Below are 20,607 nucleotides of genomic sequence, written 5' to 3' on the forward strand. Positions count from 1 at the left end.
TAATTTATAACGCCTTATTTGAATGGTAGAATAATATACATAAATTGTACTTACCAATCGAAATGAGGAATGTTATTTTGAATGAGGGCCAACTATTCACAAATTTTATAATTATCATCATTACGTTTATCTTTGCAGCATTCTTTGTAGCAGCCGAGTTCGCCTTAGTGCAAGCACGGGTAACGGCCCTAGAAGAAATGCAAGCAAAGCGCGATAAACCATCTGCGAAAATAAACCGTGCAATCAAAATGGTCACCAATTTAACGGAATATCTTTCGACCACTCAAGTAGGGGTTTCAATTTGTGGAATTATCCTCGGTTGGGTCGGCGAAGGAACAATTGAAGAGCTCTTAACTGATGCTCTCTCGCTGCCAAGCTGGTCACTAAACAATAGTGTCATCCATGTTATAAGTGCCATCGTGGGAGTTCTTCTTCTAACATATTTTGAAGTTGTCTTAACCGAAATCGTACCTAAAAACATCAGTATTGATATTCCAATTAAGACCTTGATGTTTGTTACCACCCTACTGCACTATTTTCACATTACTTTTTATCCTTTCGTCTGGTTGCTCAATAGTTCTGCCAACGGAATTGTCAAAATGTTAGGCATGAAGCCAGCTGATGAGAGTCAAGACGTCCTTTCGCAAAGTGAGATTATTAGCCTATCTCGAAACGCTGTCAAAGGCGGTGAGCTTGAACATAACGATTTATTGTACATGGAACGAGCCTTTGACTTTAACGATAAGGTTGCTAAAGATATTATGATTGATCGCACACAATTAACAGTTATTGATATCAATAAAACCGTAAATGATGCGATTAAACTATATCTTAAAACGAAATACAGCCGCTTACCGGTGGTTGCTGATAATGATAAGGATAAGATTTTAGGTTATGTTTTTAACTATGACTTAATTCGGCAAAAGCAAATTAACGGAGATGTATCTTTAGCAAAAGTTCTTCGCCATATGCCTACTACTCCTGAAACCACCCCAATTACCGAAGTTCTTAAGTTAATGATTAGTACCCGGGTGCCGATGGTAGTCGTTGTTGACGAGTATGGTGGCACCAGCGGAATTATTACTGATAAAGACATTTATGAAGAATTATTTGGAACGGTGAGAGACGAGATCGACAATGTTTCAGATAACATGATTTCTAAAATTGGTGAAAATCAATACCGGGTTGATGGCAAAACGACCATTTATGACTTTGAGCGCTTCTTCCATGTTGAACTTAAAGATTCTGAAGATAGCGATGTGGTTACTTTATCAGGATATGTGTTAGATAATTATCATAATATTCATGAAGGAGAAACGATCAAACTAGCTAACCTTGATTTAAAAATTCAAGATTATCGTCATTCATATATCGATAGCTTTATCGTTACTACTTTATCAAACCCGAAATGTCAATTTAAGTTAGAAAGAAAATAGTTGCTCATCAGTGACGTAAGACATGAATACTTCATATGGAGTTCGATAGCCTAGTGATTTACGGGACAGGTTATTTCGCTTACTCATCAGTTGGGTTACCAATTCATCAGGAAGATTGCGGAAATCTAGCTGTTTCGTTAAGCCATCCCGGCGTAAAAGACCGTTGTTGTTTTCGTTCAGCCCTCGTTGATTGGGAGCACCAACCTCGGCAAAGTAAGTGTGAAGGTCAAATTGATTGGCAATCTCGCGCCAGCCGGCGAATTCTTTTCCGTTGTCAAAGGTAATCGATTTGAAGAAGTGCCGCGGGAATTTCCGAAGCCACTGACTTAAGTGTTGGTTAATCGCATCAGCCGTCTTTTCGTGCACATTGAGTACAATTTCGACCTTCGATTGGCGTTCGGTCAGGGTCATTACCGCCCCTTGGTGCTTTTTGCCTTGGACGGTATCAGCTTCAAGGTGCCCAAATTCAGTGGCATAGTGCGGAAAGTCCTTGGCACGCTCGTGAATACTTCGCCCCAATTGGCCAGCCTTCCCACGGCGCTCGACATAGCCATTCGGGTGCCGCTTACCTCGCATCGGCAAGGAACGGACATCGAAGCCGAACTGGCCACGTTCAAACATCCGGTAAAGAGTTCGCCGGTTACAACTAATTGGGCGCTCAGCGCGCCCAATAATGGTATCAGGCGTCCACCCCTGGGCAATTTTGTCGTTGATATAAGTGAGTTCAGCCAGTGACAACTGAGTACGTTTTCGGCCACAACGTTGCTTATTGCGCATATAGTGATCTTGATAATCAGCAATTGAGGCACCGGTTTCCAGGCAACGATAAACGCGATAAACGGTTTCGGCGCAACGTTTGATCATTTGGGCCACTCGGTACGCTTTAAGCTTTTGCACGAAAGAATGGGCGATGATTGTCAGCTCGTTTGTGGTAAGATGGGTGTAAGTCATTTGTGGTTTCCTTTCTTTTGTTTAGGGGTATTTAAAAGTCTACCACAAATGGCTTTTCTATTTTTCTAACTTAATTTTACAAACGGCGAAAATAAAACTTTACATTTTGGCAACAATAAGAAGATTATCCTTTTATTTAATCCTTAATTCTACTAAAATAATTTTATAACCCGAAATGTCAATTTAAGTTAGAAAGAAAATAGTTGCTCATCAGTGACGTAAGACATGAATACTTCATATGGAGTTCGATAGCCTAGTGATTTACGGGGCAGGTTATTTCGCTTACTCATCAGTTGGGTTACCAATTCATCAGGAAGATTGCGGAAATCTAGCTGTTTCGTTAAGCCATCCCGGCGTAAAAGACCGTTGTTGTTTTCGTTCAGCCCTCGTTGATTGGGAGCACCAACCTCGGCAAAGTAAGTGTGAAGGTCAAATTGATTGGCAATCTCGCGCCAGCCGGCGAATTCTTTTCCGTTGTCAAAGGTAATCGATTTGAAGAAGTGCCGCGGGAATTTCCGAAGCCACTGACTTAAGTGTTGGTTAATCGCATTAGCCGTCTTTTCGTGCACATTGAGTACAATTTCGACCTTCGATTGGCGTTCGGTCAGGGTCATTACCGCCCCTTGGTGCTTTTTGCCTTGGACGGTATCAGCTTCAAGGTGCCCAAATTCAGTGGCATAGTGCGGAAAGTCCTTGGCACGCTCGTGAATACTTCGCCCCAATTGGCCAGCCTTCCCACGGCGCTCGACATAGCCATTCGGGTGCCGCTTACCTCGCATCGGCAAGGAACGGACATCGAAGCCGAACTGGCCACGTTCAAACATCCGGTAAAGAGTTCGCCGGTTACAACTAATTGGGCGCTCAGCGCGCCCAATAATGGTATCAGGCGTCCACCACTGGGCAATTTTGTCGTTGATATAAGTGAGTTCAGCCAGTGACAACTGAGTAAGTTTTCGGCCACAACGTTGCTTATTGCGCATATAGTGATCTTGATAATCAGCAATTGAGGCACCGGTTTCCAGGTAACGATAAACGCGATAAACGGTTTCGGCGCAACGGTTGATCATTTGGGCCACTCGGTACGCTTTAAGCTTTTGCACGAAAGAATGGGCGATGATTGTCAGCTCGTTTGTGGTAAGATGGGTGTAAGTCATTTGTGGTTTCCTTTCTTTTGTTTAGGGGTATTCAAAAGTCTACCACAAATGGCTTTTCTATTTTTCTAACTTAATTTTACAAACGGCGTAATATTAAAACAAATCTAAACTAGAAGGAAGAAATTCACATGGCACCAATGAATATTATTTATATCTCGCTTGAGGGAAATACCCGTTCCTTCTTAACGCGGATGCAGGGATATGCTAAACAACAGCACAGTATTAGCGAAGATCGTCCACTTCTTGAATTAAAAGAAGTTAGCGACCAAACTCTTCCTGCCGATGAGACAGAACCCTTCTTTGCTTTCGTGCCCACATATTTAAATGGGGGTAACGGGATCGATTCTGGTTTCACTGAAATTATGACAAATGCATTAGGTGAATACATTGCCTACAACGATAATGCCAAACAATGTGTCGGCGTAGTAGGCAGCGGTAATAAGAATTTTAACGAACAATATTGCTTAACCGCTCGTAAATATGCGCGAGATTTTGACGCACCATTTCTCGCAGATTATGAATTACGGGGCACTTCACAAGATATTGAGCGAATTTATACTATCTTAGCCAAACGGTGGAGCGAAATTAACGCCTAACTTCTAAAATAAAAGCGACTTGGAAAATCCAATCCAAGCCGCTTTTATTTTAGCCTTGTTTATTAGCCCTTATCAGCCATGTTATCCCATACTTATCCACAATCTGCCCCATTACATTATTTAGAACCCAATCTCCAAATGGTACCGTCACACGTTGATTGTCTGATTTTGCTAAACGATTAAACAAATCGCGTGCTTTATCTTCCTCTTCTTCAAAATCAAGTAAAATTGAAATTAGCGTAGACGTTTGGGGACTGCCCATCGTTGCATCTGCACAAATAATTTTTTGACCAGCAATCATAAATTCACCACGCATAGTTGTCTGGTCCAATTGATCAACTGGTAATCCAAGACTTTCTGCCTGCTCTTTTGTCAGAGCCTCGTGATATGTAATTTGGGCGCCAAAGTCTTTTTCATAATAAGCCATTGCTTCCTTCGCATTCTCAAATGTTAGGTATGGGTATATAGCCGTCATAGTGTTCCTCCAAAAATATTCATTGTTGATTATATATTTTGAATCGCTTTCCGTCAAACTAGCTTTCAATTGGATTAGCTACTTCTAACCGGATATTAATCATAACGAGGGACCTATTATGATATAATTGTCTAGTCTATTATCAAGCTAATCTTATGGATGAAAGGATGAATTTTTTGGAAAAAATTAAAAAGCATAGCCCACTTCTAATTCTCGGACTATTTTTCCTTGGAGTTTGTATGCGTATGCCGATTACAGCAATACCATCTGTCATTAAAGACATTGCACAAACTTTTAACGTTGAAACTACTAGCTTAGGAATTTTAACAACTATTCCACTACTTTGTTTCGGATTACTATCATCAGTAGTTTCAGCACTCGCTCAACGAATTGGTAATGAATTAACGATTGAGTTAGCAATGATTTTAATGTTTATTGGTTCCTATCTACGAATTTTAAATTTCTCATCGTTAATGATTGGAACTATACTAGTCGGGGCTGCCATCACTTGTATTAACGTCTTATTACCTGCAATTATTTCTGATAAGTTGCCAAATCAAATTGGTAGTGTAACAGGGATGTATAATGTCGCAATGACTTTATTTGCTGCAATTGGTGCTTACGCAATTACCCCAATTACCCACGCTACTAGTTGGCAAACAGCTGTTATCATTATTAGTATCGTTGCTTTAATTGCTGCAATTATCTGGATACCAAACTTACGCTATAACCAACGCGCCACTAACGAAAGCAATTCTACCGATCGTGGAACTAACATGTGGAAAAACGCAAACGCATGGTGGTTGCTCTTATTCTTTGGTGGACAATGTTTCGTCTTCTATAGTATCGTTGCCTGGTTGCCTACAATTGCCATGGATGCCGGATTAAGCAGCGATAATGCAAGTTTAGTTGCTGGATTATTACAGTTATTGTCAATGCCATTTGCCTTTGCAATCCCCGTAATTGCTACTAAGATGAAGAATCGGCAACCAATTATGCTATTTGCGGGAACCATTTCTTTAATTGGAACTGGAATGATGTTCTTCCCAGTAAATTCTCTTGTTTATTATATATTTGTTGCCCTATTTCTTGGTGCCGGTACAACTACTACTTTCGTTCTTGCAATGACTTTGTTCGGACTAAAGACCAAGAGTTCCACTGATACCCGAAACCTTTCTGGGATGGTCCAATCAGTAGGATACTTAATTTCTGCATTAGGCCCTATCGTTGTCGGGAACCTTTATTCACAAACACATAATTGGTTTGCAAGTTTAATCGTGATTGCTATTGCCGCTATCTTCTTTACAGTCTGTGGTGTAATAGCAGAACGTAAACAATTTGTTTAAGATATCTTTCAAAACTGCGGAATTTTTCCCAGCTTTTTTAGTTAGTTTTGTTTTCATAAGCTATAATTTTAACCGATTCCAAATTTCTTTTAAAAGTTTTTTGATCTAGACCATTAATTGATAAGAGCTTGCCAAAGACTAATCAACAAGCCATTTATCGGTGATGGTCCATTTCACCTTTCTAAGACATCTTCTCAGAAAACGTTTCCTTTGATAGTGCAGATTGTGCTTTAAGAGTATATAATTGTCACGGTATAAGAATTTTCTGAAATTTCAGAAGGAGTGAACATTTTGGCTACAGAAAATAAGGCTGTCATTACATTATTTGGTGCGACTGGTGACCTTGCAAAGCGTAAACTTTATACTGCTTTGTTCAAGTTATATCAAAAGGGTTACCTAGCTGACCATTTTGCATTACTAGGAACTTCCCGTCGTCCATTAACTGACGAAGAATTCCAACAAATCGTTCGTGAATCTATTAGCAACATTCCAGAAACTGAGGATGGCCAAGCAGAAGCATTCTCAAAACACTTTTTCTACAAGTCACATGATGTTACTAAGCCAGAACATTACGAAATCCTTAAGCAACGCCTTGCTGAATTAGATGAACAATTTGGCGCTGAAGGCAACCGTCTCTTCTACATGTCAATGGCACCACAATTCTTTGGTACTATTGCATTGAACTTGAAGAAACAAGGATTATTAACTGACAATGGCTTTAACCGTCTTGTTATTGAAAAGCCATTTGGTCGTGATTTTGAATCTGCTAAGAAGCTTAACGATGAATTATCACAAACATTTAGTGAAAATCAAATTTTCCGGATTGACCACTACCTTGGTAAGGAAATGGTGCAAAACATTCATGCATTACGTTTTGGTAACACCATGATTGAATCACTCTGGAATAACCGCTACATTGATAACATCCAAGTAACATTGAGTGAAAAACTTGGGGTTGAAGAACGTGCCGGTTACTATGATCAATCTGGTGCATTACGTGATATGGTACAAAACCACATCATGCAAATTGTTGCCCAATTAGCCATGGAACAACCAGTTGCATTTACCGATGCTGATGTTCGAGTTGAAAAGATTAAGGCTCTTCGTAGTCTTCGTCTCTACACACCATCAGAAGCAGCTGCTAACTTTGTCCGTGGGCAATATGATGCTGGTGAGGGAACTAATGCTTACCGTCATGAAGATGGTGTTGATCCAGAATCTGGTACTGAAACCTTTGTTGCTGCTAAGTTAATGTTTGATAACTATCGTTGGTCTGGTGTACCATTCTACGTTCGGACTGGTAAGAAGCTAGCAGACAAGTTTACTCGTATTGATGTTGTCTTCAAGAAGCCATTAATCGATATCTTTGCTAACCCCCGTTCTGAAAGTGACCAATCCCTTAACTCAAACGTATTAACTATTTTTGTTGAACCTAACTCAGGTTTTGCAATCCAATTAAATGCTAAGCGTGCAGGTCAAGGCTTCACGACAGAACCTGTTGATTTACGCTTCTTGCAAAGTGATTCTGATAAGAAAGAATCTCCAGAACCATATGAACGTCTTTTCCATGATGCACTTGAAGGTAACCACACAAACTTTGCTTCATGGGCTGAAATTGCTTATGCATGGAAGTTTGTCGATGTTATCCGTAAGCTTTGGGATATTGAAAAGCCTCAATTCCCTAACTACACTCCTGGTTCCATGGGTCCAGCAGCTTCTGACGAACTCTTGGCTCGTGATGGACGTAAGTGGGTTTATCGTTTAAATCATTAGTTACTAAAAGTAATTTATAGCATTCTTGCTGTAAATTACTTTTTTATAATAAAAATTGATGTTTAGCGTTTGCACTATCTTTAATTTTTGTTATAATCGAGGTTGTGAATTATATTACATAAGTATTGAGGAGAGTGACTTTAATGTCTGATCAAAAAGCACAAATTGGTGTTGTTGGTTTAGCTGTTATGGGTAAGAACCTTGCACTAAACATCGAAAGTCGTGGCTTCACGGTTGGTGTATACAACCGTCACCGTAACCGTACTGACGATATGATGCGTGACCACAGCGATAAGAAGTTAGTACCTAGCTACACTGTTAAGGAATTCGTAGACTCACTAGAAAAGCCTCGTCGGATTCTTATGATGGTTAAGGCCGGTAAGCCAACTGATGCTCTTATCGACGAATTATTGCCATTACTTGACAAGGGTGATGTTTTAATCGATGGTGGTAACACTAACTTCCACGATACTATGGCTCGTAACGCTAAGTTAGACAAGTCTGGTATCAACTTCATCGGAATGGGTGTTTCCGGTGGTGAATTAGGTGCCCTCCATGGTCCTTCACTTATGCCAGGTGGTCAAAAAGAAGCCTATGACTTAGTTGCTCCAATCCTTACTAAGATTGCTGCTAAGGCTGAAGAAGATGGCAAGCCATGTGTTGCTTACATTGGACCAAATGGTGCTGGTCACTATGTTAAGATGGTTCACAACGGTATCGAATACGGTGATGAAGAATTAATCGACGAAAGTTACAACATCATGCGTAACGTATTAAAGATGCCTGTTGATGATATTGCTAAGACTTTTGCTGAATGGAACAAGGGTGAATTAAGCAGTTACCTTGTTGACATTACTGCTGATATCCTTACTCGTAAGGATGACCTTGGCGACGACAAGAGCAAGCCTATTGTTGACATGATCCTTGACCGTGGTGCTAACAAGGGTACTGGTAAGTGGAGTTCAATGACTGCCCTTGATGGTGGTGCTCCTCAATCAGTTATTACAGAAGCTGTTTACGCTCGTTACATTTCAATGATGAAAGACGAACGTGTACAAGCAAGCAAGGAATTGCCTGTTGAAACTGAAGCTATTTCAATCGACGACAAGAAGGAAATGATTGAAAAAGTACGTCAAGCTCTTTACTTCGGTAAGCTTATGAGTTACGCACAAGGTTTCGAACAAATGCGGATCGACTCCGAACGTTACGACTGGAACCTTAAGTACGGTGAATTAGCTCAAATCTGGCGTGCAGGATGCATTATTCGTGCACAATTCTTACAAAACATTACTGATGCCTTCACTAAGAACCCAGACTTGAAGAACTTGCTTCTTGATGATTACTTCAAGGACATTGCTAAGAAGTACCAAAAGGCAACTCGTGACGTTGTTGCTCTTGCTGTTAAGGCTGGTATTCCTGTTCCTTCACTTAGTGCTGCTATTAGTTACTACGACTCATACCGTTCAGAAGTGCTTCCTGCTAACTTGCTCCAAGCTCAACGTGACTACTTCGGTGCTCACACTTACGAACGTACTGACCGTCCTGGTAACTTCCACTACAGCTGGTACGAAGAACAATAATCAAATAAATTTTGATTTGAGGCCGGGAAAAAACTCCTAGTTGAAAATAAAAATCCGTACAATGAATTCTACAAAGATTCATTGTACGGATTTTTATGTACACAGGAAATCGTTCCTGATATGATGTAATTACCCCTAAAAACAAACAAAGAGGAGCGATTTTCATGTATCAAAATTATATCACAGGGCAAACAGAATTCGTACTAAATTATGATTATAATGTTCCATCAAGACATATTGTACGTATGATTGATGCTTTTGTAGATTCGATTCCACAAGAAATTTTATTGGATGACAAAGTAGCGACTACCGGTCGCCCACTTTCTCATCCAGCGATTATGCTTAAAATTTTATTATTTGCCTATTCACGTCAAACTTATTCTGGTCGGAAAATTGAGTTGATGCTTGAAGAGAATTTACCAATGCGTTGGTTGGCACGTGATCATACCTATAGTTACCATACAATTAATAATTTTCGCCAAAGTCAACACGCTAATAATTTAATCAAACGTTCTTTTGTGTACTTTACGATGGCATTAAAGGATCACGGACTAATTCAAAGTGATGCTTTCTTTATTGATGGGACAAAGCTTGAGGCAGATGCCAATAAGTATTCATTTACTTGGCGTCGAGCTGTTGAAAAATATCATGCAAAATTAAAAGAAAAAACAATCAAACTTTACGAAGATTTAGTCGAAAAACGGGTAGTTAAAGCGATGAGTCCAGAACTAGTGGAAACCGCTAATGGAATGGCTCTTATGGCTGAAAATATTGATGATAAAATCAGTGAATTGAATGAAGAAATAGCTCAAGAACCTAAAGTAATCAAGGGTGGTTCAGTTAAGAAACGACGACGCCGTTTCTTAAAAAAGATTCGTCGACAATTAAAAGAAGACTTTATACCTCGTGCTAATAAGTATGAAGAAGCAGAAGATATTTTTAAGGGCCGCAATAGCTTTTCAAAAACAGATCATGATGCCACATTCATGTGTATGAAAGAAGATCCAATGAAAAACCGAGAATTGAAACCTGGATACAACTTACAAATCGCTACCCACAATCAATTTGTTCTTGATTATGCCTTATATTCTAATCCGACAGATACTAGAACATTAGTACCATTTCTTGCTCAATTTCATTCTTTAGATTTCTTTGATCATATCGTGGCTGATGCAGGGTATGGTAGTGAATATAATTACACGACAATTATTGATCAGTTTGAAAAACAGCCTGTTATTCCATATACGACTTACCAAAAGGAACAGAAACGAAAATACAAAACTGATCCAACTAAATCACAAAACTGGCAATATAATGCCGAAGATGATTATTACATTGACCATCTAGGAGTTCGTTTTAGTTTTTATCGTTACAGTCGAAGAATTGATAAATATGGATTTAAACGTGATTTTAAACTTTATCGGGCAGATAAACATCAATTATCAGTACAATTAGATCAATTAGCGAAAACACCAAGTGGACGTCAACGCTATATGCAAGTTAATCCAACTTGGAATTACTATAAAGCTAAAGTTAAAGCAACCCTCTCAAGTGACGAAGGTAAGGCAATTTATCGTCGACGTAAGTACGACGTTGAACCCGTTTTCGGTCACATGAAGAGGGATTTTGGCGTACGCCGAACACATTTACGTGGGCAACGCGCTGTGGAAAATGACACCGGATTTACACTAATGGCTATGAATTTAACAAAATTGGGAAAGTTAGTAGCTCAAGCAGGGACAAAATTAATTGAAAAAGGAAAAATCCGAACCATAATTTCTGGAAAATCAAAAATTATGGTTCGGATTTTAATATTCAGAGGAAGGAATTTAATAGTTAATTCCCAGCCTCTTTTATTTTAAATTTCTTAACAAGAAAATAGAAATGTGGTTTGATTAGCATAGAGGTGATTATCATGAATAAAACATTTATAAGTGGCTATTACCAAGGGGTCATCGAAACAGCCCCTGCTACCCTTTCGGCTGCTAAAACAGAACAATTAGCAATTACAATGACAATTCTCCATTTACGCCATGCTGGAATAAACATTACATCAATCCATGATTTTCTTGTCAACGATCTTCATGCAAATGAACGCCTTGTAAATAAATATATTAATTTAAATGCTGATGAGTTAGAAACTATTCAAGCCCAAGTTATGGCGATCGCTTTCAATCAATAATTATTTTAATATTACTTCCTTTTTCGTAAAACTTTACTAAAATTGCATTGACTTTTTCTATGAAAACGCTTACTATTATTCGTGTAAGATATTATATGTTGTTGTAGAAAAGGGGAGTTAACATGGATGCAAAAATTGATACTGCACAGAAAGACCCACATGTTGTCCGCTCTCGTTTAGCCTATTCTTTAGGTGCATTCGGACATGACGCTTTCTTTGTATTACTTTCTACTTATTTCATGATGTATGTTACTGGACACTTGTTTACTTCGAGTGATAAACACTTTGATAACAAGATGGTCTGGTACGTCACAATGATCATCATGGTTTTACGAATCGTTGAATTACTTATTGACCCATTAATTGGTAACGCAATTGATCGTACTAATACACGTTGGGGAAAATTTAAACCATGGGTTGTTGGTGGTGGTATTATTTCTGCCATCTTACTTGCCGCCCTCTTTACCCCGCTTGGTGGCTTAAACACGAGTAATCCAGTCCTTTACTTAATCATCTTTGCTATTATTTATATTGTTATGGATGTGTTTTACTCGTTTAATGACGTTGGTTTCTGGTCAATGGTTCCAGCAATGTCATTCGATTCACATGAACGGGATAAAATAGCTACCTTTGCCCGGGTTGGTTCAACTATCGGTGGTCAGATTATCGGATTTGTCATCATGCCAATGGTTCTGTTCTTCTCTGTAAACCAAAATGGTGGTACCGGTGATGACCGTGGTTGGTTCATCTTTGCCGCAATTGTCGCTGCAATTTCAGCAATTACTGCTATTGGTGTTGGGATGTTTACTCACGAACAAAAGTCATTGCTTCGTGAAAACAAGGAACAAACTAAGTTCAAGGATATCCTTAAGATCTTAGTAAAGAATGATCAGCTTCTTGCTATCGCTATGTCTTATCTATTCTTTACTACTGGTCAAACACTATTAAATAGTTTTGAACTTTACTACTTTACTTATATTCTTGGTAATTCTAAGGCTTTCTCTATCCTTGGTGGTTTGAACACAATTGTCGGTGTTATCTCAGTATTTGCTTTCCCATTATTCTCTGGAAAGATCGGTCGACACAAACTATTCTATGGTGCTGCTTCAATCGAAGTGCTTGGTGCATTGATCTTTGCCTTTGCCGGTAAGTCATTAGCATTAGTTCTTCTCGGTGCTGAATTATTCTTCATTCCACAACCAATTATCTTCTTAGTTGTTCTTATGACAATTACTGACTCTGTTGAATATGGTCAATTAAAATTAGGACACCGTGATGAATCACTTACCTTATCGGTTCGTCCATTACTAGATAAGTTTGGTGGAGCAGTTGCTAACGGTGTTGTTGGAGCTGCTACTGTTGCTGCCGGTATGACTGGTGGTGCTACTGCAGCTACTGTTACCGCTCATGGAGTAAGCATCTTTAAGGTTTACATGTTCTTAATTCCGATTGCTTTAATTCTTGTCGGTATTATCATCTTTGCACTCAAAGTTAAACTTGATGAAAAGTCACATGCTCAAATCGTTGCTAAGCTTGAACAAACTTGGGGTAAGCAATTTAACAATGATAACGACACGACAAGCGAATCTACTCCTACCCCACAACCTGGCGTTACTGATATTACATCACCAGTTGCCGGTACGCTTGTTAACTTAAAAGACGTTAACGATGAAAACTTTGCTTCTGGTAACATGGGTAAAGGATTCGCTATAAAACCATCTGATGGTAAAGTAATTGCTCCATTTAGCGGAACAGTACGAGCAACCTTCTCTACTCGTCACGCAATCGGACTTGAATCTGACAATGGTATTATGTTACTGATCCACGTTGGTATTGATACCGTTAAACTTCGGGGTACTGGATTCATTAGTTACTTTGATAAGGATCAACACTTTGACAAAGGTGACGAATTAATGGAATTCTGGGACCCAGCAATCAAGAAAGCGGGCCTTGATGATACTGTCATGGTAACAGTCACTAACAGTAAAGACTTCGATATTAAATTATTGAAGGATGCTGGTGAAAAGGTAACTACTACTGATATCGTTATGGAAGTTACTAAAAAGTAATTAAATATCTTCTCTGTTAAAAAAGAGGCTGGAAAAATAATCCAACCTCTTTACCATTTTAAAGTATAAACTGCCAGAACGCAGTAGCTGGCTGGATTATGAACGTTGATAAATCAACGTCCAGAACACCTAGCCATCCTTGCGGGAGTGGGACTAAAAACTCGCAAGCGAGTTTAGTCCCACTCCCTTTTAATCTACATATTTTATTCTAAATCTTGTTAACGTTACAGCATTAATCAACGTTACAGCAGTCATAATAATAACCACAGGCGTAAACGCTGAATAAAACCAGGAAATTCCAAAACCGGCAATTGTTGAAACAATAAAAATACTTACAACGGTTTTATTTACTTTTACCTTATTGTAATAGTTAGCAATTGCAAGGCCAATATAAAACAAGGCAAAACCCAGGTACATGCAAGTTACCGCAAATCGCGGATGTGCCTCTGCATCATCAATAAATTTCATTGCCACAGTTATTAGGCTAAGACCAAATAAAATAAAGTAATGAAGATAGATCATTAAATTTCCGGTCTCATGACGTTGATGTTCATTAATTAAATGGTCAAATTCAACAATGTAGGTAAAGAATAGCGCTGCAACTGTAGTAAAAATAAGAATAGATTGAATTGAGAAATTTGCAGCGGTAAAGTAATCAGCAATACCGACAATCGTCTCACCAAACATCACGATAATTAATGCCGTAAGCCGTTCTAGCAAGTGCGAAAAGATGATGGGATGATGCTTTGTATATTTTCCGGTAAAGCCAGGCGCAATCCAACTGATAATAATACCAGCAAAAGCAATCCCCACTCCAACTCTGCTTTGATAAAAAATCCCACCGATAAAAAGCGTAACAGTCCTAAAAATTAAAATCCTAGCAAATGCTCGCGTAATCTGTTTATCTATCTTCTTTTCTGATTGAAAGTAAACTAAAACATATTGGATACATAACGTTAACGATAACAACCCTGCAGCTATGAAAAAAATTGCTAAATGCCAATCAAATGTTGTTGAAAACGAATTTGACATATACAAGAGAATTGCCATATCGACGAACGAAAAGATAACATTTGTTCCCGACAGCTTCCCATACCGATTTGTAAAGACCATCTGAACCATCCAGGAATTAATAAATACAATCACGACAATCGCAAAGATTCCTAAAACCGGTAATCCAACAATCCCATGGTGCAAGTGGTGAATCATTTCTGTTGCTCGAGAAACCATGTAAACGAACACTAAATCGTAAAATAATTCTACCAAGGAAACACGCTTAGTAATTTCATCTGCCACGATAACACACCTTTCATTTTTTATAAAAAAAGAGTTAATGGTAATATCTACCACTAACCCTCATCGATAATATTTAATGACTATTTAACCTGATCTACATCAGTCCGGACAACCAACACATCAACAGGTGCATTACGCTTTACGTATGACGTAACTGAACCCATTACGGCTCGTTGCATCCGTGATAATCCACTAGCACCGATAATAATCATGTCGTTGTGGTGGTCACGAGGGAAGTCAAACGAAATAATTGTCTTTGGATTACCAAGACGAATGTGGATATCAAGATTATCAAAGCCATCCTTATCCTTGGCATTTTTCAACAATTCATCAAGGTATTGCTTTGATTTATCAACTAATTGATAAGCAATACTTCCATCTGACATACCAGCAAAGTTATAAGCCATTGCTCGTGTATCGATTACATTTAAAATATCTATATGGGCACCATTACGCTTTGCGATTGCAATTGCGCGGTGCAATGCAAATTCTGATTCCTGAGAACCATCAACTGGAACTAGGATGTTTTGGTATTCTTGATCCATAGGTTTGAACCTCCAAACAAATTAGTAATGTCTTTACTTAAATTATACCATTTTTTTAAAGCGTCGTTTGTAAAATTAAGTTAGAAAAAGTAAAAAGCCATTTGTGATAGACTTTTGAATATTCCTAATCAAAAGAAAGGCAATCACAAATGACCTATAAACATCTTACCACACGTGAATTAACTCTCATAGCTGATTTTTGGTATCAAGGTACTAAAGCTTATCGGGCTGCTAAATTACTTCAGCGTAGTCAAGAAACCATCTATCGTGTTTATCGTTTCCTCAACGACGGTAAAACCATCGACCAATATCTTCAGACTTATCAGCGACATAAGCGTCGTTGTGGTCGGAAGCAGACCCAACTGCCAACTATCGAAGTTAACTATATCCATGCGCAAATCAAGGCAGGTTGGACTCCTGATACTATTATTGGTCGTCATGAACACCCAATTAGCTGCAGTATGCGCACCCTTTATCGCATGTTTGCCCGCAATCAGTATGGCTTTTCCGTTAAACAGCTACCGATGAAAGGAAAACGCCATCCCAATGGCTATGTGGAACATCGTGGTAAAGCTGGCCAATTAGGACGCAGTATCTATCAACGATATCGTGATTTTCCGCATTACCAACATGAATTTGGGCACTTTGAAGCTGATACAGTTCAAGGTAAAGCTCACCGCGGAGCGGTAATGACGCTAGTAGAGCGACAATCCAAAGTAATGATTGTCCTTAATATTCATCATAAAACAGACGAAGCAGTGAATTGCCAGCTTGATCAATGGCTCGCTAAACTGCCACGTCACTTTGTTAAATCAATTACTTTTGATAACGGGAAAGAATTTGCTGGATGGCGAGAAATAGCCAATAAGTATGATCTTCACACCTATTTTGCGGAAGTCGGTGCTCCCAATCAACGAGGGTTAAACGAAAATAATAACGGCCTCTTGCGTCGTGATGGTCTTAGTAAAAAGCTAGATTTTCGCGATTTACCAGACGAACTAGTCACTCAGCTAATGCATCGTCGCAACAATATCCCACGAAAATCTCTAAATTATCGTACACCATTAGAAGTATTCTTGAGTCATGTCACAGAAGAACAACTTTCACCTTTTTTCTAATTTAAATTGACATTTCAGGAAGAATAAAGCGAAGGAAACCAGAATAATACTGACCTCAGATAAAATTCCAAATTTCCTAAAATTTAGACTATACATTAATCTTTAATTAGAGTAATCTTAATATATCCAATATACCTTTAATATTTGAAAGTGAGGCCGCATCTTATGGACAAGATCGATAGGAAGATTATTAACCTTCTTCAAAAAAACGCCCGTGCTTCTTTGAAAGAACTCTCTAAAGAATGTTTTATTTCATCACCAGCAATTGCGGCGCGAATCAATAAACTTGAACGAAATGGGATTATTACTGGCTACCATACAAGTGTTAACATGGAAAAAATCAACTTTCATGTTAAAGCTTTTATTCAGGTGCAGCTTGAGCCTCGCCAAAAACAAGAATTTTACCCCTACATTCAACAAATTCCCAATGTGATCGAATGCAACTGTGTAACTGGTGATTATTCAGAAATTATGGAAGTTGTTTTTCCTTCTACCACCGATTTAGATGACTTTATCAATACGATTCAACAACGTTTTGGAAAGACAAGTACACAAATCGTATTTAGTACAAGCGTGGAGCACCGGGGAGTTAAGTTAGCATCAGCAAAAGATACTGCCAATTCAGAAGAAGTATAAAGATAAGGGACTGTGACATAAGTTAAGTTACTTTCATAAAAAGCAAATACGCAGTACAACAATAGGCCTCTAACGTCCGGCAAAACCGAACATTAGAGGCCTATTGTTGCTTGCGGGGGCTCCCAGAGGCTAGCTTCGCGTCGAAAAACGAAGTCACAAGTGACTTCTGTCTCGCTCCCTTATGTTTCTTATTCGACTTCAGCATCAGTTTCTGTCGGTGTCTTTTCTTTTCCGTAATTATCTAAATATGCATTATATTTTTCACGGTCAAGCGCACCTTCAGATTCACCGATAACAAGTGTGGCAATTGAATTACCGACCACGTTTACGGCAGTTCGTCCCATATCAACGAAACGATCAATTCCGGCAATGAAAGTCAAACCAGCCATTGGAACCCCAATTGTAGAAACACTAGCAAGCAATACAACAAAAGAAGCTCCTGGAACCCCAGCCATTCCCTTACTAGTAATCATCAAAACAACCAGCAGAGTAATTTGGTGAGAAATACTAAGATGAAGTCCATATGCTTGTGCTAAAAAGATCGCTGCTAATGATTGATAAATTGCAGATCCATCAAGGTTAAAAGTATAACCAGTTGGGATAACAAAAGTTGTAATCCCCTTGCTTACCCCCATCTCGTGCGTCTTTTTCATCAAGCGAGGCAACGTAACTTCTGAACTAGCAGTAGTAAATGCCAAGACAATCTCATCAAGGATAGCGCGCATCGTCTTCCAATAACGTAAATGGAATATATGAGCAGTAATACCGAGGACAACAATAATAAAGATTAACATTGTCACATACGCAATCACAATAAATAATCCTAATGGCAGCAGAGCACTAATACCCATTTCGGCGATTGTCATTCCAATTAAACCAAAGACCCCAATTGGTGCAAACTTCATGACCCAATTAGTAACTTTGAACATAACTTCTGAAACTGCATTTAATACATCAATTAAAATTTTAGCCTTTTCCCCAACAGCTGCAATTCCTAATCCGAAAAGAACTGAGAACAGAATAACAGGCATCATGTCACCATCAGACATGGATTTAAAAATGTTCGTTGGAATAATCGACAAAATTAATGGCCAGAATCCGCTACTATGTTCTGCCGATTTTGCAGTGGACATATATTGCGAAATATCAGTTGCATGAAGTTTATGAATATCAATAAACGAACCTGGATGGGTAATGTTAGCCATTACGATCCCTAAAATTAACGCAATTGTGGTTAAAACTTCAAAATAAATTAATGTTTTTCCACCAATCCGTCCTAACTTTCTAATATCACCAATATTAGCAATTCCAACAGTCAAGCAAGAAACAACAATTGGCATTACGATCATTTGAATCAGCCGGATAAAAATTGTTCCTAAGCTCTGCATAACAGTGATGGCACCCTTATTTTGATAGAAAATTAATCCACAAATAATACCAAGGGCCAGCCCAATCATAATTTGCCAGCCCATACTGAGGCGTCCGAAACGATATCGCTTCACTTTATATCAATCTCCCTTATGTAGTCTTATTATACTTTAGCACATTTTTAGTAAGATTTTAGCAATTTTTAAGATTTTATTTAATTAAATCCGAACACTTTTTGCTCTTTCTAGGTATTTTATTCACTTCAATATAATAATTCTAATTTATAATTCGTAATTTTCACTAAAGAAAAATAAGACCGCTACTAAGTATTTCTCCAATATGATAGAGTGTTTAGAGAATATTTAATTGAATAGGAGTAATTTATGAACGCTTGGATAACGGAATTTATTAATCAGTTTGGTTATTTTGCGATTGCCTTACTAATTGCCCTTGAAAATGTCTTTCCACCGCTACCATCCGAAATTATCCTTACAATGAGCGGATTCATGACGACCACCACTTCATTATCAAGTATTGGTGTAATTATCGCCGCAACAATTGGCTCGCTTATCGGGGCACTTATCTTATATGCTCTTGGTCGCCAGTTAACTGTTACCCGCCTTGAACACTTACTCGGACACCGCTTATTTAAGCTTTTAGGCTTTCATCAAGATGATGCTAAAAAAGCAGTCGATTGGTTTAATAAACATGGGACAGGCGGCATTCTTTATGGCCGCTGCATTCCTGTTATCCGCAGTCTAATCTCTATTCCTGCAGGGATCGCTCAGACTTCATTAGGAAAATTTTACCTTCTTACTACTATCGGGAGCGCCATCTGGAACACACTGCTTGTCGTTCTTGGTGCTTGGGTCGGCCAATCATGGAATAAAATTGTCATTATCTTCAACGATTACACGACTGTTGCTATCATCATTATGGCGATCATTGGCTTATACTTTGCTTATCGGTGGTATCAAAAAAGAATTAAAAAATAAAATGATTCAGTTTTTATTAGCAAAAGGTTTTAGCACCATTACTATTAAAACTGAATCATTTTTATATGCTATCGGGTTGTTTGCCGTTTGATCAAGTGAGTGCCGACAACTGTCTTACATGGATCATTATTGGGATTCTGCAGCCGTTTAATCATCATATCAACTGCGGCATGCGCCATTTCATCAGTGGCAACATGTACTGCCGACATACTTGGATAAACGTACTTAACGATTGCCGTATCATTAAAACTAATTAGAGCGATTCGATTTGGAACGTTAATTTTGGCTTCTTGAATCGCTTTAAGCGCGCCAACTGCCATCGGATCATTTGCTACAAAGATTCCATGCGGCATACGGTCATCAAGCGTCGCAATTGCCTTTTTCATCGCGTTATATCCTGACATCGAGGTGTAGTCGCCAGCAAATATAAATTCTGGATGATAAAGGTTTTGTTGACGCAAGTTACTTTCAAAATAGAACCGCCGTAAATCAGGAACAATTTGTTGGTCCGTTGTCTTTTCAGTTCCTGCTAACATACCAATATCGCTAATACCTTCGCTAACAAATTCTGAAATAACTGACCGCACTGCATTTTCAAAGTCCGGTACTAAGCAATCGTAACCGGCAGCCAAACTATCGTAATCAACAAACACAATATTAGAAGTTACTAACCGCAATGCTTGAACTTGCGAATCACTAAACTTTCCAATCGCAATGATGCCCGTAACATCACGAGGAATTTCCTCCATATTGTTTTGATAAACCGGAACTGTCTGTAGTCCCTGTTGTTGAGCTGCTCGTTCGATTCCCATCCGAATCGCCATGTAATACAAATCATCCAATTCCTGCGTAAGAGAATACCATTGAACAACAGCTACTCGTTGTACTTGGTTATTGCGTGCTCGCTTATGCTTAGTATAGTTAAACTCTTCAGCAGTGGCTAACACCCGCTGACGTGTCTTTTCATTTACGGAAAGCGTCACATCATTATTTAAAATTCGCGATACAGTTGCAATAGATACCCCTGCTTTATCCGCGATATCATGTAATGTTACTGCCATACTGCTTCAGCGCCCCTTTCTTCATT

At 38.8% G+C, this 20,607-nt stretch carries 18 protein-coding genes; 11 read left to right on the forward strand and 7 right to left on the reverse strand.

Features of this window, described 5'->3' with window-relative positions; all coding sequences use genetic code 11:
• Positions 1-62: 62 nt before the first annotated feature.
• Entirely contained in the window at positions 63-1,436 is a 1,374-nt protein-coding gene (locus SH603_RS10375) for a hemolysin family protein (protein WP_321534234.1), read from the forward strand.
• Here the strand turns inward: SH603_RS10375 and SH603_RS10380 are convergent.
• Both SH603_RS10380 and SH603_RS10385 read right to left on the reverse strand, forming a co-directional pair.
• Positions 1,422-2,387, reverse strand: coding sequence for an IS30 family transposase (locus SH603_RS10380; RefSeq protein WP_321533932.1), 966 nt, complete (start codon positions 2,385-2,387; stop codon positions 1,422-1,424). The two genes, SH603_RS10375 and SH603_RS10380, sit on opposite strands and share 15 nt — an antisense overlap.
• A 188-nt stretch (positions 2,388-2,575) precedes the next feature.
• Positions 2,576-3,541 carry an IS30 family transposase gene (locus SH603_RS10385; protein ID WP_321533933.1) on the reverse strand — a complete coding sequence of 322 codons (966 nt, stop codon included), beginning with the start codon at positions 3,539-3,541 and terminating at the stop codon, positions 2,576-2,578.
• Between the two features lie 128 nt (positions 3,542-3,669).
• Here SH603_RS10385 and nrdI point away from each other — a divergent pair, with 128 nt between their 5' ends.
• Positions 3,670-4,137, forward strand: a complete 468-nt coding sequence (gene nrdI / locus SH603_RS10390; RefSeq protein ID WP_003664939.1) for a class Ib ribonucleoside-diphosphate reductase assembly flavoprotein NrdI — start codon at positions 3,670-3,672, stop codon at positions 4,135-4,137.
• Between the two features lie 49 nt (positions 4,138-4,186).
• Here nrdI and SH603_RS10395 read toward each other — a convergent pair whose 3' ends face one another.
• Positions 4,187-4,612, reverse strand: a complete 426-nt coding sequence (locus SH603_RS10395) for a VOC family protein (protein WP_169471893.1) — start codon at positions 4,610-4,612, stop codon at positions 4,187-4,189.
• Between the two features lie 167 nt (positions 4,613-4,779).
• Here SH603_RS10395 and SH603_RS10400 point away from each other — a divergent pair, with 167 nt between their 5' ends.
• The 6 genes from SH603_RS10400 (at position 4,780) to SH603_RS10425 (ending at position 13,562) form a co-directional block, all read left to right on the forward strand.
• On the forward strand, positions 4,780-5,958 hold the full coding sequence (locus SH603_RS10400; protein WP_169471892.1) for a CynX/NimT family MFS transporter: 1,179 nt from the start codon (positions 4,780-4,782) through the stop codon (positions 5,956-5,958).
• 291 nt (positions 5,959-6,249) lie between these two features.
• Complete coding sequence (gene zwf / locus SH603_RS10405; RefSeq protein WP_169478100.1) at positions 6,250-7,731, forward strand: glucose-6-phosphate dehydrogenase; 1,482 nt, start codon at positions 6,250-6,252, stop codon at positions 7,729-7,731.
• Between the two features lie 143 nt (positions 7,732-7,874).
• Positions 7,875-9,311: an NADP-dependent phosphogluconate dehydrogenase gene (gene gndA / locus SH603_RS10410; protein ID WP_003664947.1), complete on the forward strand. Its 1,437-nt coding sequence runs from the start codon at positions 7,875-7,877 to the stop codon at positions 9,309-9,311.
• Positions 9,312-9,475: 164 nt separating this feature from the next.
• Positions 9,476-11,173 carry an IS1182 family transposase gene (locus tag SH603_RS10415; protein WP_321533934.1) on the forward strand — a complete coding sequence of 566 codons (1,698 nt, stop codon included), beginning with the start codon at positions 9,476-9,478 and terminating at the stop codon, positions 11,171-11,173.
• Positions 11,174-11,226: 53 nt separating this feature from the next.
• The gene (locus tag SH603_RS10420; protein ID WP_169473089.1) at positions 11,227-11,493 is read left to right on the forward strand and encodes a hypothetical protein; all 267 of its coding nucleotides are present in this window, start codon (positions 11,227-11,229) and stop codon (positions 11,491-11,493) included.
• 122 nt (positions 11,494-11,615) lie between these two features.
• Positions 11,616-13,562 (forward strand): glycoside-pentoside-hexuronide (GPH):cation symporter, encoded by a 1,947-nt coding sequence (locus SH603_RS10425; protein WP_321533935.1) that lies wholly within the window; start codon positions 11,616-11,618, stop codon positions 13,560-13,562.
• A gap of 189 nt (positions 13,563-13,751) precedes the next feature.
• Here the strand turns inward: SH603_RS10425 and SH603_RS10430 are convergent, their stop codons facing one another.
• Positions 13,752-14,858 (reverse strand): low temperature requirement protein A, encoded by a 1,107-nt coding sequence (locus SH603_RS10430; protein ID WP_169473087.1) that lies wholly within the window; start codon positions 14,856-14,858, stop codon positions 13,752-13,754.
• Positions 14,859-14,938: 80 nt separating this feature from the next.
• Positions 14,939-15,403 (reverse strand): universal stress protein, encoded by a 465-nt coding sequence (locus SH603_RS10435; RefSeq protein ID WP_086132091.1) that lies wholly within the window; start codon positions 15,401-15,403, stop codon positions 14,939-14,941.
• A gap of 149 nt (positions 15,404-15,552) precedes the next feature.
• On the opposite strand from SH603_RS10435, the gene SH603_RS10440 reads away from it, so the two are divergent.
• Together SH603_RS10440 and SH603_RS10445 are read left to right on the forward strand one after the other, a co-directional pair.
• A complete protein-coding gene (locus SH603_RS10440; RefSeq protein ID WP_003668074.1) occupies positions 15,553-16,521 on the forward strand; it encodes an IS30 family transposase in 969 nt (322 codons plus the stop codon).
• Between the two features lie 165 nt (positions 16,522-16,686).
• Positions 16,687-17,157 (forward strand): Lrp/AsnC family transcriptional regulator, encoded by a 471-nt coding sequence (locus SH603_RS10445; RefSeq protein WP_153702792.1) that lies wholly within the window; start codon positions 16,687-16,689, stop codon positions 17,155-17,157.
• A 188-nt stretch (positions 17,158-17,345) separates the two neighbouring features.
• Here SH603_RS10445 and SH603_RS10450 read toward each other — a convergent pair whose 3' ends face one another.
• Positions 17,346-18,659 carry a cation:dicarboxylate symporter family transporter gene (locus tag SH603_RS10450; RefSeq protein WP_321533936.1) on the reverse strand — a complete coding sequence of 438 codons (1,314 nt, stop codon included), beginning with the start codon at positions 18,657-18,659 and terminating at the stop codon, positions 17,346-17,348.
• A 249-nt stretch (positions 18,660-18,908) separates the two neighbouring features.
• Between SH603_RS10450 and SH603_RS10455 the strand changes: the two genes are divergently transcribed.
• Positions 18,909-19,520, forward strand: coding sequence for a DedA family protein (locus SH603_RS10455; RefSeq protein WP_321533937.1), 612 nt, complete (start codon positions 18,909-18,911; stop codon positions 19,518-19,520).
• A gap of 68 nt (positions 19,521-19,588) precedes the next feature.
• Here the strand turns inward: SH603_RS10455 and SH603_RS10460 are convergent, their stop codons facing one another.
• The gene (locus SH603_RS10460) at positions 19,589-20,581 is read right to left on the reverse strand and encodes a LacI family DNA-binding transcriptional regulator (RefSeq protein ID WP_169470957.1); all 993 of its coding nucleotides are present in this window, start codon (positions 20,579-20,581) and stop codon (positions 19,589-19,591) included.
• Positions 20,582-20,607: the final 26 nt, after the last annotated feature.

Origin of the sequence: Limosilactobacillus reuteri (genome assembly GCF_034259105.1) — a bacterium.
Classification (GTDB): domain Bacteria; phylum Bacillota; class Bacilli; order Lactobacillales; family Lactobacillaceae; genus Limosilactobacillus; species Limosilactobacillus reuteri_G.

Excerpts from the sequence above, each read along its gene's own strand:
- SH603_RS10375 (WP_321534234.1), top strand. The coding sequence starts at position 63 with ATGAGGAATGTTATTTTGAATGAGGGCCAACTATTCACAAATTTTATA.
- SH603_RS10380 (WP_321533932.1), bottom strand. The coding sequence starts at position 2,387 with ATGACTTACACCCATCTTACCACAAACGAGCTGACAATCATCGCCCAT.
- SH603_RS10385 (WP_321533933.1), bottom strand. The coding sequence starts at position 3,541 with ATGACTTACACCCATCTTACCACAAACGAGCTGACAATCATCGCCCAT.
- nrdI (WP_003664939.1), top strand. The coding sequence starts at position 3,670 with ATGGCACCAATGAATATTATTTATATCTCGCTTGAGGGAAATACCCGT.
- SH603_RS10395 (WP_169471893.1), bottom strand. The coding sequence starts at position 4,612 with ATGACGGCTATATACCCATACCTAACATTTGAGAATGCGAAGGAAGCA.
- SH603_RS10400 (WP_169471892.1), top strand. The coding sequence starts at position 4,780 with ATGAATTTTTTGGAAAAAATTAAAAAGCATAGCCCACTTCTAATTCTC.
- gndA (WP_003664947.1), top strand. The coding sequence starts at position 7,875 with ATGTCTGATCAAAAAGCACAAATTGGTGTTGTTGGTTTAGCTGTTATG.
- SH603_RS10415 (WP_321533934.1), top strand. The coding sequence starts at position 9,476 with ATGTATCAAAATTATATCACAGGGCAAACAGAATTCGTACTAAATTAT.
- SH603_RS10420 (WP_169473089.1), top strand. The coding sequence starts at position 11,227 with ATGAATAAAACATTTATAAGTGGCTATTACCAAGGGGTCATCGAAACA.
- SH603_RS10425 (WP_321533935.1), top strand. The coding sequence starts at position 11,616 with ATGGATGCAAAAATTGATACTGCACAGAAAGACCCACATGTTGTCCGC.
- SH603_RS10435 (WP_086132091.1), bottom strand. The coding sequence starts at position 15,403 with ATGGATCAAGAATACCAAAACATCCTAGTTCCAGTTGATGGTTCTCAG.
- SH603_RS10440 (WP_003668074.1), top strand. The coding sequence starts at position 15,553 with ATGACCTATAAACATCTTACCACACGTGAATTAACTCTCATAGCTGAT.
- SH603_RS10445 (WP_153702792.1), top strand. The coding sequence starts at position 16,687 with ATGGACAAGATCGATAGGAAGATTATTAACCTTCTTCAAAAAAACGCC.
- SH603_RS10455 (WP_321533937.1), top strand. The coding sequence starts at position 18,909 with ATGAACGCTTGGATAACGGAATTTATTAATCAGTTTGGTTATTTTGCG.
- SH603_RS10460 (WP_169470957.1), bottom strand. The coding sequence starts at position 20,581 with ATGGCAGTAACATTACATGATATCGCGGATAAAGCAGGGGTATCTATT.